General features: G+C 64.0%; 13 protein-coding genes. 3 read left to right on the plus strand and 10 right to left on the minus strand.

Features of this window, described 5'->3' with window-relative positions; genetic code table 11:
- Positions 1–48: 48 nt before the first annotated feature.
- From AC1Q7F_RS14680 to AC1Q7F_RS14690, 3 genes are read right to left on the minus strand one after another with little or no spacing between them, the layout of a single operon-like run.
- Complete coding sequence (locus tag AC1Q7F_RS14680; RefSeq protein ID WP_492508063.1) at positions 49–1,038, minus strand: alpha-ketoacid dehydrogenase subunit beta; 990 nt, start codon at positions 1,036–1,038, stop codon at positions 49–51.
- Positions 1,038–2,033 (minus strand): thiamine pyrophosphate-dependent dehydrogenase E1 component subunit alpha, encoded by a 996-nt coding sequence (locus tag AC1Q7F_RS14685; RefSeq protein WP_492508065.1) that lies wholly within the window; start codon positions 2,031–2,033, stop codon positions 1,038–1,040. The genes AC1Q7F_RS14680 and AC1Q7F_RS14685 overlap by 1 nt, the downstream gene beginning before the upstream one ends.
- 17 nt (positions 2,034–2,050) lie before the next feature.
- A complete protein-coding gene (locus AC1Q7F_RS14690; protein ID WP_492508067.1) occupies positions 2,051–2,281 on the minus strand; it encodes a biotin/lipoyl-containing protein in 231 nt (76 codons plus the stop codon).
- A gap of 254 nt (positions 2,282–2,535) precedes the next feature.
- Between AC1Q7F_RS14690 and AC1Q7F_RS14695 the strand changes: the two genes are divergently transcribed.
- Complete coding sequence (locus tag AC1Q7F_RS14695; RefSeq protein WP_492508069.1) at positions 2,536–3,300, plus strand: hypothetical protein; 765 nt, start codon at positions 2,536–2,538, stop codon at positions 3,298–3,300.
- Between the two features lie 81 nt (positions 3,301–3,381).
- Here the strand turns inward: AC1Q7F_RS14695 and AC1Q7F_RS14700 are convergent, their stop codons facing one another.
- Positions 3,382–5,781: a TonB-dependent receptor gene (locus AC1Q7F_RS14700; RefSeq protein WP_492508071.1), complete on the minus strand. Its 2,400-nt coding sequence runs from the start codon at positions 5,779–5,781 to the stop codon at positions 3,382–3,384.
- Positions 5,782–5,980: 199 nt separating this feature from the next.
- On the opposite strand from AC1Q7F_RS14700, the gene AC1Q7F_RS14705 reads away from it, so the two are divergent.
- Positions 5,981–6,742 carry an SDR family NAD(P)-dependent oxidoreductase gene (locus AC1Q7F_RS14705; RefSeq protein ID WP_492508073.1) on the plus strand — a complete coding sequence of 254 codons (762 nt, stop codon included), beginning with the start codon at positions 5,981–5,983 and terminating at the stop codon, positions 6,740–6,742.
- A gap of 50 nt (positions 6,743–6,792) precedes the next feature.
- On the opposite strand, the gene AC1Q7F_RS14710 is transcribed toward AC1Q7F_RS14705, so the two are convergent.
- Together AC1Q7F_RS14710 and AC1Q7F_RS14715 are read right to left on the minus strand one after the other, a co-directional pair.
- The gene (locus AC1Q7F_RS14710; protein ID WP_492508075.1) at positions 6,793–8,205 is read right to left on the minus strand and encodes an aromatic ring-hydroxylating oxygenase subunit alpha; all 1,413 of its coding nucleotides are present in this window, start codon (positions 8,203–8,205) and stop codon (positions 6,793–6,795) included.
- Positions 8,206–8,231: 26 nt separating this feature from the next.
- Positions 8,232–9,509 carry an amidohydrolase family protein gene (locus AC1Q7F_RS14715; RefSeq protein WP_492508077.1) on the minus strand — a complete coding sequence of 426 codons (1,278 nt, stop codon included), beginning with the start codon at positions 9,507–9,509 and terminating at the stop codon, positions 8,232–8,234.
- A gap of 190 nt (positions 9,510–9,699) precedes the next feature.
- Between AC1Q7F_RS14715 and AC1Q7F_RS14720 the strand changes: the two genes are divergently transcribed.
- Positions 9,700–10,161 (plus strand): VOC family protein, encoded by a 462-nt coding sequence (locus tag AC1Q7F_RS14720; protein WP_492508079.1) that lies wholly within the window; start codon positions 9,700–9,702, stop codon positions 10,159–10,161.
- Positions 10,162–10,165: 4 nt separating this feature from the next.
- On the opposite strand, the gene AC1Q7F_RS14725 is transcribed toward AC1Q7F_RS14720, so the two are convergent.
- Genes AC1Q7F_RS14725 through AC1Q7F_RS14740 form a run of 4 tightly spaced genes read right to left on the minus strand, consistent with a single transcriptional unit; the run spans position 10,166 to position 13,519 of the window.
- Positions 10,166–10,492, minus strand: coding sequence for a 2Fe-2S iron-sulfur cluster-binding protein (locus AC1Q7F_RS14725; RefSeq protein ID WP_492508081.1), 327 nt, complete (start codon positions 10,490–10,492; stop codon positions 10,166–10,168).
- A gap of 38 nt (positions 10,493–10,530) precedes the next feature.
- The gene (locus AC1Q7F_RS14730; RefSeq protein WP_492508083.1) at positions 10,531–11,373 is read right to left on the minus strand and encodes an SDR family NAD(P)-dependent oxidoreductase; all 843 of its coding nucleotides are present in this window, start codon (positions 11,371–11,373) and stop codon (positions 10,531–10,533) included.
- A 10-nt stretch (positions 11,374–11,383) separates the two neighbouring features.
- Positions 11,384–12,688 (minus strand): cytochrome P450, encoded by a 1,305-nt coding sequence (locus tag AC1Q7F_RS14735; RefSeq protein ID WP_492508085.1) that lies wholly within the window; start codon positions 12,686–12,688, stop codon positions 11,384–11,386.
- A gap of 18 nt (positions 12,689–12,706) precedes the next feature.
- The gene (locus tag AC1Q7F_RS14740) at positions 12,707–13,519 is read right to left on the minus strand and encodes an SDR family NAD(P)-dependent oxidoreductase (RefSeq protein WP_492508087.1); all 813 of its coding nucleotides are present in this window, start codon (positions 13,517–13,519) and stop codon (positions 12,707–12,709) included.
- Positions 13,520–13,661: the final 142 nt, after the last annotated feature.

A 13,661-nucleotide genomic window follows, 5' to 3' on the forward strand; every position in this document is an offset into this window, starting at 1 on the left:
CTGTAGGTCGGGGGGAGCCCGTGGGCTCACCCCGACCTACGCCTGTTCCTACCCCACCACCGACTTTGCCGCGGCCACGATCTCATCCGGCTGCACCAGATAGGCATTCTCCAGCGGCTTGGAGAAGGGGACGGGGGAGTAGGGGGCGCCCAGGCGACGGATGGGAGCCTTCAGCTGCCCGAACAATTCCTCCTGGATGGTGGCGGCGATCTCCGCCCCGATGCCGTGGCTGCGCAGCGCCTCATGCACCAGCACGGCGCGGCCGGTCTTGGCGACGGACGCCAGTACAGTCTCCCGGTCCCAGGGCGCTACGGTCCGCAGGTCGATCAGTTCCACCGACACGCCGTCGGCCTTCAGTGTCTCCACGGCCTTCTTCGCCGTCAGCACCATGGCGGAATAGGTCACGATGGTGACGTCGGTCCCTTCCTGGATCACCTTGGCCTGGCCCAGTGGAATGGGGGCCAGATCGTTGGGCACTTCCTCGAACGTGCGCAAGGTCATGGCGCTCATGATCATCAGGCACGGGTCGGGATCGTCGATGCAGGACAGCATCAGGCCCTTGTAATCGGTGGGCGTGGATGGGGCGACGACCTTGATGCCGGCTGTGTGGGCGAACCAGGCCTCCAGATGGTCGGCATGCTGCCCGGCCGTGGAGACGCCGGCCCCGGTCAGGGTGTGGATGGTGATGGGCACCGATGTCTGGCCACCCGACATGAAGCGCAGCTTGGCCGCATGGTTGACGATCATGTCCATGGCCACGGTGGTAAAATTCATCAGCATGATTTCCGCCACCGGCTTGTAGCCGCCGATGGCGGCCCCGATGGCCGCCCCGATGATGGCCTGCTCGGAAATCGGCGTGGATTTCACCCGGTCATCGCCGAAGCGGGTGGACAGGCCGCGCGTGGTGCCGACCACGCCGCCACCCTCCCGGTCGGCCACATCCTCACCCAGCACGATGACCTTGGGGTCGCGCTCCATGGCCTGGGCGATGGCTGCATTGACGGCGGCGATGCCGTTCAGCTTGGTGGTGGCACTCATCACGCGATCTCCGTGGCGAAAACGTCGCGGCGCAGTTCATCGGCATTGGGCAGGGGGCTGGACAGGCCGAACTGGATGGCGTCCTCCACCTCCGCCGCGATGGCGGTTTCGATCTCGGCCAACTGGGCTTCGGTCGCGACGGCGTCGGCGATCAGGCGGGCGCGGAAGGCGGGCAGGGGGTCCTTTGCCATCGCCGCCGCCTTCTCCTCCTTCGTCATGTATTTGTCGTCGTCGCCGAAGACATGGCCGAAGAAGCGGAAGGTGATGGCCTCGATCAGGGTCGGGCCTTCCCCGGCCCGGGCGCGTTCAATGGCTTCGGCGGCGGCGGCATACATCTCGAACGGGTCGTTGCCGTCCACGGTGACGCCCGGCATGCCATAGCCGATGGCGCGTTTGGAGATCTTGTCGACCGAGGTGCCGACCTCATAGCGTGTATGTTCGGCGAAGCGGTTGTTCTGGCAGACGAAGATGACCGGCAGCTTCCACACTGATGCCAGGTTCAGGCTTTCATGGAAGGCGCCGATATTCGATGCGCCGTCGCCGAAATAGGCGATGGAAACCCGCCGGCTGCCATCCAATTTCGCGGCCCAGGCCAGGCCGTTGGCGATGGGCATGGAGGAGCCGACGATGCCCGTGGTGACCATCACCCCGCTTTCCGGGTGGGTCAGGTGCATGGGCCCGCCCTTGCCCTTGCAGGTGCCATCGATACGGCCCGCGATCTCCGCCCACAAGGGGCGCAGCGGCATGTCCTTGGCCACCATGTCGTGGATGCCGCGATAGATGGTGCAGATCATATCGTCGCGGTTCAGATTGGCGGAAATGGCCGACGGGATCACCTCCTGTCCGCGCGCCGAATAATAGGGCATCTGGAGCCGGCCCAGCTTGATGGTCCGGCGGATGGCGTCGTCATTGCGCTCGATCCGCACCATGCGGCGATAGATGTCGATCTGGATGCCGGGGCCGGGCGTGGGACGGTTCAATCCGGGGGATGTCATGGCTGGTTGCCCTCCGCTTATTCGATGGTGCCCAGGATGGTGCCGACGTCATAGGTCTCCCCCGCCGGCTTCAGGATGCGCAGCGTGCCGCTGGCGGGGGACTCCACCTCGTTGGCGGATTTGTCGGCCTCCAGCAGGAACAGGGGCTGGCCTTCCGTCACCGTGTCGCCATCCTTCGCCAGCCATTCGGAAATCTGGCCCTCCGACATGGAGAAGCCGATCTGCGGCAGCAGGATTTCAGTTGCCATGATGCTGGGGTTCCTCTTGCGCGAAGCGCACGCTGATGGCGGCGCGGATGGGACGGAATTTGAATGATGCTTAGCATCACGGGTGCCCCCTTGCGCGGGGCGAACCTGCCGCGTTGCACAATCATCGCGGGCGCGATACGCCGCATCGGGGGAGCGATGATTGGGTCGCCATGCCCTGCGCGGCGTTGCCACGAGAGGGCGGCGTCAACATCATCCGGTTCCAGGCCGCGTGGCAGCGGCGATGGGGAGGGACCATGGCGCTCTATACGGTGATTCACCTGCATAACGTGCCGGAAGGGCGGCAGGATGAGTATGCGGCCTGGTTCGATGGCCCGCACCGTGCGGCCCTAGCGCATCTGCGCGGGCACATCACCGCCGACCGGTATCAGGTGACGGCAGAACAGGTGATGTTCATGATCCCGCAGCCCTGGCGCTATGTCAGCGTCTATGATTTCGATCTGCCCGACCCGGCCATCGACCTGCCGGCGCTGGGTCCGTTGCTGGCGGATGCCCGCGATGTCGGTTTGATCGCGGATGACGAGACGGAACGCATCTACAGCTACCGCCTGTATGGCGACTGGAAGGGCAGCGCCAACTGGCGTCAGGATCAGCCTTTCAGCGGGGTTTCCATCATTCTGGGCAATTATGTCGCCGGCCGTGCCGCCGAATATCACCAATGGTATGACGAGGTGCATTCCGTTGAGGTGACGAATGTCCCCGGCCATGTCGCCATGAAGCGGGGTGAACTGTCCCCGATCCAGATCGAGCCCCGCCGCTATTGCCCCGGTGACCAACTGGTCCTGTGCGCGCAGCAGACGGACGATCTGGCCTTCACCGTGAAGGATTTCAGTGACCGGGCGCAGGGCAGGAGCCCCAGCGGCATCGCCATGGCGCCACGGTCGGATGCCGGATCCTTTGCCCGCACTGTGCATTACTTCGCCAAGGTCAGCGGTGACAGGTTCTGGCCTGGCGGGATCGCCTATGCCGGCGATTTATCCGTCTATCCGAACAAAGGCTGAGGTCCCATCCGGGCGACAGCGGAGGGGGCGTGGGGGGAGCGGGGGCGGCATCCAGGTGCCGCCCCCCGTTTTCGTTCACCGTCAGCGGAACCGGACCGTCACCCTGGCCCAGAGTTCACGCCCCTGGTCGGCAAAGCACAGAAGCTCATCCGTGCCGGCCGGTCCCACGGCGTTGCTGCCCGTCAACTGCCCGCCCAGGATCTGGCCATTGGCGAAATTGCCGTTGGTGCAATTTCCCGTGGTGATCTTGTTGGTCAGGTTGTTGCCGATCAGCGCCAGTTCCCAGCCCTCATCCTCTCCGGCCAACGCCACGCTGGCGCCCAGCTTCACGAAGGCTTTCTGGTAGAAATCATCGCGAGCCAGCAGGTTGGTCAGATAGCGTGAAGAATATTGGTTGGAAGACGTGATGGTCAGCGTCTTCTCCTCCACCGGGATCGTGTAATCGAAGCCAAAATTTGCCTGCCAGCGCGGGGCCCGGACCAGCGGGCTGCCATCCAGGTTCTGCGAGGTGAAGCGGCCCGTTGTCGGGTCGGCCACCTGGTCGCAGCCCTGGGCGATGGTCTGCCCGCCCCAGCAGGGTACCCGGTCCAGGGAGGTGAATTCCGCATGATTCCAGTTCAGGGCGCCATGCAGGGTCAGGCCATCCACGGCGGGCGGACGGTAATTGACATCGGCCTCGACGCCATAGACATCCGCCGACCCGGCATTCAGCGTGCGCAGCACGATGGCGCTGGTTCCCGCCTGCGGCAGGTCGTTGGCCCCCACCTGCAAACCCTTGTAGCGGTAATAATAGCCCGCCAAGTTGACTGACAGGCGGCGGTCCAGCCATCGGGACTTCATCCCCACTTCGCCGCCATCGACCTTCTCATCGCTAAAGGAATTGTCACGCCCGGCCGGCGTCATGGTGGTGATGGAGAAGGAACCCGACTTGAAGCCGCGCTTCAGCGAGCCGAACAGGGTCAGATCGTCGGTGGGCGTATAGTTCAGGGTCAGTTCAGGGGAGAAATTGCTGGAGGAAATTTCCGGTGTCAGCAGGTCCACCGTCACCTCCCGCCCGGTGATGCGGTCCACCTCGCGGTTGCGGCGCGTCTCGTCGGTGAAGCGCACGCCACCCGACACTTCAAGCATGTCGGTGGCCTGCCAGCGCAACTGCCCGAAGGCCGACGCCGATTCAATATCGACATAGTGGGAGCCCAGTTGCAGGTTCGCGGGCAGGCCCAGCTTGGTATTGCCCATCACCCAGATACGGTTGGACATCTCCCCGCTCTGATAGAAACCGCCGGCCGTGAAATTGACAGGGCCGTCATAGTCCGATGTCAGACGCAATTCCTGGGTGAAATCCTGGCGCCGGAAATGATTGTCGGCATTTAGCGCCGCACCGGCGGCCCCCGTGGCGGTGCCGTTGATCATGCTGTCCTGCACCAGATGATAGTAACCGCTGACCGAAGTGAGAGTCAGTTCGTCATCGGGGCGCAGGTTCAGTTCCAGCGTGCCGAACCGCTGCTCCTGGTCGGCAAAGGTGCGGCCATTGTTGCGCACGCCCTGGAAGGCGGCGGGATCACTGTCCACCACCCACATGTTCCGGTTCAGCGAGCAATCGTCACTGGGGTTGATGAAGGGGATGCCGGCCGGTGCAGCCCGCCCGTCGGGGCAGGAGACCATTTGCTGGATGCCGCCATCATCCAGCTCATCGTGCGCCACATTGACCTTCAGCCGCACGTCGATGTCGGGTGTGGGCTTCCAGACGCCGGTCGCGCGGATGATATAGTTTTCCGCCCCTGCGAAACGCGTGTCGGGATTCACACCGCCCAGATCGGGCAATGCGGCACCGTGGTTGCGGAAGAAGCCGTCGGCAACGTCATACATGCCGGCGATGCGCAGGCCCAACGTGTCGCTGACCGGTCCGGACAGGATCAGCTCCGCCCGCCTCTCACGCGCCTCAGCCTCATAGCCCAGGCGGGCGATGGCCTCGAACGCGGGACCGGGATCGACGGAGCGCAGCGAGACCACGCCGCCTGGGCTGTTCTTGCCGAAGAACAGGGCCTGCGGACCCTTCAGCACTTCGGCCTGCGCCAGATCGAACAGGCCGACCTTGTAGGCCAGGCCCTGGGTCAATTGCAGCCCGTCAATGTTCAGGGAGACCGACTGGTCCACGCCGGAATCCAGGCTGGTAGTGCCCACGCCGCGGATGGAAATCTGATTGCCCACGGACAGGGTTCCCGAGCCGGTCAGCAGGCCCGGCACTTTCTGCGCGATGCTGGACAGGTCCACGGCTTGCGTCTGGCCCAGCATCTCCGCCGTCAGCGCCGTGGCCACCACCGGCACCTTCAGGATGCTCTCCTGCCGCTTACGCGCCGTCACGATGATCTCATCCAGCACGGGGGCGCCGGCCCGTGGGCTGCCTGCCGGTGGTTCCTGGGCCTGCGCCGGCAGCATCATGCCGGATGCCAAGCCGGCCAGCAGGATCGTCTTGATCCGCATTCTCTCCCCCTCTTTCCCCATTATCGTGATGTTGTTGGGTGCATTCGCACGAAGGCGACGATAATCAACGGGTTAGGGGGCAGACCACGATCAATCCGGGTCATCGCGCCTACAGCCAAGCCGCGATGCACCTGGCATCAGGCGCGAATGTCAAATCATGCTTTATTGGCCCAGACATCAATCAAGATCGGGGAAGAGGATGGGCAAGCGGTACATGGATCGGCGGGTGGTGATCACCGGGGCGGCCGGCGGGCTGGGCCGGGCGCTGGCGCTGGGCTTCGCGGGCGAAGGTGCGTCGCTGATCCTGACGGATGTGCAGTCGGCGGGACTGACAGAAACGGCGGAAATGATCCGGGACGGGGGCGGAGCCTGCGTCACCCATGCCGTCGATCTGGCGTCGGAGGCGGAAATCCGGGCCTTCGGGGCGGAGATCTGCGCCGCCTGTCCGACCATCGACGTGCTCTACAACAATGCCGGCATCGCCTATGGCGAGGTGACGCGACCGGTCGACAGCATCGATCAGGCGAAATGGCTGACCTATCTGTCGGTCAACAGTCTGGCGCCGCTGCTGCTGGCTACTGCGCTGCGCCCAGCCTTGGTGGCGGCGAAGGGGTGCATCATCAACCAGTCTTCGATGGCGGCCTACATGCCCACGACCATCTATGGCGTGACCAAGTCTACCTTGAACGCCATCACCTGCGGCATGGCGGCGGGGTTCGGGGCCGACGGGGTTCGCGTGAACGCCATCGCGCCCGGCCTGATGGAAACGCCCGCCGCGACCGGTGCCTTGCCCGCCGAAGCCGTGGCGCGGGTGCGGGCCATGCAGCTCATCAACCTGGAGGGGCAGCCCGACGATATCGTGAACCTTGCACTGTTTCTGGCCTCTGACGAGGCGCGCTTCATCACGGGTGAGATCGTTCACTGTGATGCCGGCAACCGGATCAGGGGATGGCGTGGCTGATGGAAGTACGAGAAGGGTGCCGCCCGCGACGCCGCCGGCACCCTTCTGCCTCAGCGCTTCATCTCCGGCCGTTTCGGCGGCATGGCCATGTATTTGTCCACCGCCTTTTCAAAGTGGCGGATGCGGATTTCCTGATAGTTGCCCAGGGTCAAGCCGCGCTTGGCGCTGGCCTCCAGCCCTTCCTGCTGGGCGAACAGATTGTCGGTGTCCTGGTCCAGGATGCGGCCGAAGCCAGGGTCCATGCCGTCCGCTTCGGTGAAGGACTGCTCGTCCGTTAGCACCACGGCTTCGGCGGGGCTGGGGCGGGGGCTGTCCTTGGGCACGGGGCGCAGGAACATCACCTCGTAGATGGTGCGGCGATGGTCGCGCGGATCGGGCCGAAAGCGATAGACCATGGGCAGCGAGATGCCGGGGAACAGGAAGGTATTGGGGAAGATCGTGTAGGAGAAACAGTCCAGCACCTCGCTATCCGATGTGTGGGACAGGTCGCTGTTGGTGGCCTGGGCAAACATGGTTCGGAACATGTCGGCCATCACCTGCCGCGCCGTGCCATCGCCCACCAGCGGCTTCTCACTCACCATGGAACTGTCGCCCACGGTGAAGCGGTCCAGCACGTCCTGCTCGGTATATTGGCCGCCCAGATGCGGGGAGCAGACGCCCAGCGGCGAGATGAAGCGGTTCACATGGTCGCCGTAGAAATCATACTGTGAGTTGGCGTCGGCGTTGGACGGTGCCACCTGTGGATGGGTTTCCAGCACATGATAGGCCTCCATGAAGGCCTCCATGGTCAGCTTCCAGTTGGCGGGGAAGCTTTTGGTCACATGCACATGGATATAGCGGTCCTCCAGGCGCCAGGCCTGCATATGGGCCAGGGCTTCCGGCCCCAGATATTCCTCCAGTGAGGGGGCGTCGGGGTCCATGTTGACCCAGACGAAGCCGCCCAGGCGCTGCACGCGGGCCTGCGGCAGGCTGAACTTCTCCGGCTCGGCATGCGGGAAGTCCCAATTGCAGAGGATGTTCTTATTGCTGCCATCCAGGTTCCAGCTCCAGCCATGGAACGGGCACTTGAATTCCGACGCGCAGCCTTCCGTACCCGATGGGCGCAGCTTGGTGCCGCGATGCAGGCAGGCATTATAGTAGGCGCGGATATCATCCTCGGCCACGCGCACCACGATGAAGCTGTAGCGCCCCAGATCATAGACGGAATAATCGCCCACATTCGGGATATGCTCCTCCCGGCAGGCGAATTGCCAGGTGCGGGTCCAGAGCCGCTCATATTCCGCCTTGGCATAGTCGGCATCGATATAGCGGTCGCTGGACACGTCTGCGTCGCCCAGGAACTGATAGCTTTCCGAGCGGACCCAGGCGGGGGCGGCGACCTTGTCGCGGGCGATGATGTCCTGGGTGCTGTCGGCCGGGCACCGGGCGTCACCGGGCTCCGGCTTCTTCGACGAGATGTGCATGGGGGTCTCCGGGTGCGGGTTTGAGGTCAGGCCAGGGCGCGGTGCGCCAGGGTGGCCGTCGCATTCTTGTGGATCTGTCCGTCACGCATGATCAGGGCCAGGCGGTCGGCATCGGTCATGATCGTGACGTCTTTCAGCGGATCGCCATTGACCAGCAGCAGGTCGGCCAGGGCACGTTCAGTGACGGTCCCCAGGTCGCCCTCGTCGCGCATGGCCTGGCCGCCATGACGGGTGGCGCAGATCAGGGCGCCTTCGTTGCTGTAGCCGTAATAATCGACGAAGAACTGCAAGTCGCGGGCGTTGGTGCCCTGCCGGCTCCAGGCGAAGCCGTAATCGCCGCCGATCAGGTGGCGGATGCCGCGTTTGCGCAGTTCGGTATGGGTTTCGACCGATTTTTCCAGCAGGCCCGGGATACCCATATAGCCCCCCACCTCCGGGGTCAGGCCGGAACCTGAGGCCTCGCCATTGACGATAGTGTGGAACAGGCTGACGGTCGGCACCACGAAGCAGCGGTCCCTGGCCTCCTCCAGCATGTCCAGCAATTCCGGGTCGGAATATTCGACATGGAACAGGCCATCGACACCGGCCCGCACACAGGCCTTCGACCCTTCCAGGGACCTTGTATGGGCATTGACCTTGCGGCCATAGGCATGGGCGGTTTCCACCGCCATGCGGATTTCCGCAAAACTCATGGGCGTCGTATGGCCGGGGGTGCCGGGATAGAAGGGATCGCCCGAGACATCCAGCTTGATATTGTCGCAGCCCTCGCGGCAGCACAGGCGCACTGCCTTGCGCATCTCCTCCGGCCCATCGACGATCAGGGAGGGGCCGCCCGGACGCGGGTCATGGTTGCGGCTTTCATCGCCCATGGCGCCTGTGACGGAAATCTCGATCGATCCGGCGCGGATGCGCGGGCCCGGCAGCCTGCCGGCATTCACCTCGTTGCGGACAGCCACCGCCAGGCGCAGCTTGGCCTCCGACGCGCCATAGGCACTGGTGAAACCGGCATCGATCAGGGCCTTGGCCCCCCGTGCCGTGGTGAAGACCTGTTCCTCCGGTGGCGGCTTGATCAGGTCCTCGGTCGCGGCCACCGTCTCAAAGGACAGGTGCGTGTGACCTTCCACCATACCGGGCATCAGGAACAGGCCTGTGCCGTCGATATGCAATGCACCGGATGCCGCCAGCCCACCCGGATCGCGCGCGATGGCGGCGATGCGGTTGCCGTTGATCAGGACATCGCCCCGGTAGACCGGCGCGCCTGTGGCATCCCAGATCGCGGCCCCGGTGATCAGCGTCTTCCCCATCTTGGTCGATCCTTCTTATGAGGTCGGTTTGCATTGGGGGGGATTATCGCGCACCCGCCCAGAAGGCGAATGACGGGGTGCGCAGCCCCGCTTGTCTGCGCCTGCCACATAACCCGTTTTGCGTTGTCGCACCCCTGTTCCGGCGCCATTTTCGGGGCGGAAAGCCAATAATTCCGGGAGGGAACGAAGCATGATCCGGGGTATTCACCATGTCGCCATGCATTGCCGCGACCTGGACCGCATGATCCGCTTCTACCGGGAGGCGTTCGGGTTCGAGGTGGTCGGCGAAAAGTTCGCCTGGGCCGATGTGGAGATCGTGGACCGGCTGATCGACGTTCCCGGTTCGGCGGCCCGTGGTGCCATGCTGCGCGCCGGCACCTGCTATATGGAGCTGTTCGAGTTCCAGGCGCCGGCGGGCGAGACGCGGCCGCGCGACCCGCAGGACAAGGGCTATACCCATATGTGCATCGATGTAACGGACATCGAGGTGGAATATGTACGGCTGAAGGGTCTGGGCATGACCTTCGGCCATCCCCATGCCGTCGACATGGGCCACGTGAAATCGGTCTATGGCCGCGATCCGGAAGGCAATGTCATCGAGATCCAGGAGACGGCGGAGGGATGTGATTTCCGATTGGATTTGCTGCGCTGACAGGTTACGCAAACGGCGCTACTTCCACTTTCAGCCCGTCCAGCGTCTCCGTCAGCTTGATCTGGCAGGCCAGGCGGCTGGTGTCGCGGCGGACATCGGAAACCATGTCCAGCATTTCCGCCTCCACATCGTCGGGGGCGCCCACCTTCGCGTACCAGTCCCCGTCGATATAGACATGGCAGGTCGCACAGGCGCATGACCCCCCGCAATCGGCCAGGATGCCGGCGATACCCTTGGCCTTCCCCGCTTCCATCAGGCTCTGGCCCGTCTCCACCGTCGCCTGCACGACATTGCCGGTCTCTTCGATGAAGGTGACATTGATCGAACTCATGTTCACGCTGCTCCCGATTGGGTTGACGGCAATGCGGTTCAGCCCTCTGCCAGGGCCGCCGCCTGCGCCGCCAACAGTTCCTCCAGATGATTGACGCTGTCGCCAGCGGAAATGCCGCCATCCACGGGAAGTATCGCCCCGGTGATCTGGGCCGCGCGGTCGCTGGCCAGGAACAGGGCTGCCTGGGCCACGTCTTCGGGCACACCATCGCGCTTCAGCGGTTTGTTGACATCCCAGACGGGCTTCAGCGCCGCTTCGATGCGCAATTGCTGTTCCAGCGATACCGGATCGGTGGTCATGGAGCGGATGGGCGTGCGGATATGGCCCGGCGCCATGCAGTTGACGCGGATATTGTGCTTGGCCAGGTCGATGGAAAGCGACTTGGTCAGGTGGATGACCGCGGCCTTGGTGGCACGGTAGGACATCAACGCCTGACCCGCCATGATGCCGGCGATGGAGGCATTGTTCAGCACGACGCCGCCGCCATGCCTGGCCATATGCCGGGCGGCACGCTGTGTGCCGATCATGACGCCATAGAGATTGACCCCTACCACCTTGTGGAAATCCGTCAGGTCGTCATCCAGGAAATGCGGATGCCGGCCGCCGGAAATACCGGCATTGTTGAGCATGATGTGCAGGCCGCCGAAATGGTCGACGGCACTGTCCACCAGCACCTGAATGTCGTCCGGCTTCGACACGTCGGCATGGCGGTAAAGGGCGGCCTTGCCTAGCGATGCGGCCAACGCCTCCCCAGCGTCATCATTCACGTCGGCAATGATGACGCTGGCCCCTTCGGCCACGAACAGTTCGGCGGTGGCCCGGCCGATGCCGCCGGCCCCGCCGGTGACAATGGCGACCTTGCCCTGAAGTTCCTGTGCCAATCCCGCCTCCTTACCCGCGCCGTGTGTAGCTGACGGGCAGCGTCTCGATGGAATGGGTGGCGACTGTCTTCAGGTAAGGGATTTCCTCCACCGGGATTTCCAGCCTGAAATTGTCCAGCCGCTTGATGACCTCCCGCGCCGCCACGCGGATTTCCATGCGGGCCAGCGACAGGCCGATGCAGCGGTGGGGCCCACCGCCAAACGCGACATGCCGGCCCAGGTTCGAGCGTTCCATGTCAAAGTCACGCGGGCAGGGGAACACGTCTTCCTGATCGTTGGCCGATGCGTACATCAGCAGCAGATGCGCGCCCTTGGGCAACAGCTTGCCACCAACCTCCACTTCCTTGGTCGTCATGCGTGACAGGCCGCGCACCGGCGGCTCGATCCGCAGCAATTCCTCCACGAAGCGTGACAGCAGGCGGTCATCATCGGCGGCCGACTTAAGCGTCTCCACCACCTTGGGTTGGGTTGCCAGGATGTAGAACATGTTGGTCATGGCCGTGGCCGTGGTCTCGTTGCCCGCGATCATAAGGGCGCGGACCAGCGACACCACCTCCTTGAAGGTGAGCGTCGGTTCGGCACTGTCATCGGTGCGGGCATGGACCAGGTCGGAGATCATGTCCTCCTTCGGGTTTTCCTGCCGGTCCCTGATCTGCCCGATCAGGAAATGCTGCAATTCGCAGAGATCCCTGGCGTTCTCGACCATCTGCTCGCGGTTCTGCATGCGCCCGATCTGCGCCGTCACGGCCAGCGACCAACGCTGGATCTTGTCGGCGTTATACTGGGAGATGCCCAGCTGTTCGCAGATCACGCGGATGGTGACGGGGACGGAGAAGGCCTTGACCACATCGACCGGCCCCTGGTCCGGCATGTTGTTCAGCACATCGACGATGATGTCGGTGATCAGCGGTTCCAGCTCCCGCACCCGGTGGGCCGAGAAGGCATTGTCCATCAGCTTGCGGATACGCGTGTGATAGGGCGGGTCCGACATGATGGCATCGGGGAAATAGCCGCCGCCGTCACGCTCCAGGATCTGCTTGAATTCCTCGAAGAAGCCCTTGGCGTACTGCGCGTTATAGCCTTCATAGACCGAGAAGGTGATGGGGTCGCGCTGGATCACCTGGATATCCTCGTACCGGGAGACCAGATACATGTTCAGCTTGGGGTCGAGATGGATCGGGTCACCGGCCCGCATGGCGTCGTAATACGCCTTGGGCCGGGCGGAGATTTCCGGATCGATCAGCGATCCCGTCTCCAGGATTGATCCGCCCTTGCCGGTGAACGGGCAGGTGCCCGCGCCGAAATTCGCAACCATGGGTCCGGTCCTTCTCATTCAGGCGGTGGCTTGGGGGACGCGCTGGGCCATCAGGGCCTCGGCGCTGAGATACTTGGTCGTGGTCCAGCCGCCATCGAGCGCGATCGACTGGCCGTTGATGTAGCTGCCCTCGGCGGACGCCAGGAAATGCACCGTGTTGGCCACATCCTCGGCCGTACCGTCGCGGTTGAAGGGGGTCATTTCCTGGTTCAGGCGCTGGAACGGGGCCGCTTCCCAGTAATCACGGGTCATGTCGGTCTTGATGACGCCGGGGGCGACCAGGTTGGACCGGATGCCCTGCGCGCCATACTGCGCCGCCAGCGTCTGGGTCAGGCCGATCAGTCCGGCCTTGACCGCGCAATAGGCCCCGCCATTCAACCCGCCGATCAGGCCGAAGGTGGAACCGACATTGATGATCGACGATCCGGCACCCATGACGGCGAGTGCGGCGCGGGCGAAGCGGAAGGGACCCTTCAGGGAGATGGCGATCACCTCTTCCAGGGTATCATCGTCGGTCAGGTGCACGGGCGCCCATTTACCGGAACCGGCATTGTTGACCAGACAGTCAAGCCGGCCGAACCGCTGCATGGCAAGGTCAACCGCCTGTTCCGGCACACCCGGCGCCGACACGTCGCCGGCGAAGGGGACGATGTCCGTGACGCCCGATAGCGACGTCGCCATTCCTTCCAGCTTTTCCGGCCGGCGCGCCACCGCGACAATGCGGAAACCGCCGGCTGCGAAACGCCGGGCGATGGCCGCGCCGATGCCGGCACTGGCACCCGTGATCAGGACGACGGGGTCCTTGTCCCTGCTGCTGATGGGCTGACCCATATCCACTCCCATTGGCCCGTTATCATTGCCAATCGTCATAACGGGCGGCGGCGGGGGTGACAGCCGGAAAGCGGGCCTGTGGCGGTCCCGATCAAATGCTGTGTCAACCAGGGTCAATCGGCCCGGCGATGCCTGAACTTGC

The organism is Niveispirillum sp. GW835-FHT14G11, from assembly GCF_058793615.1.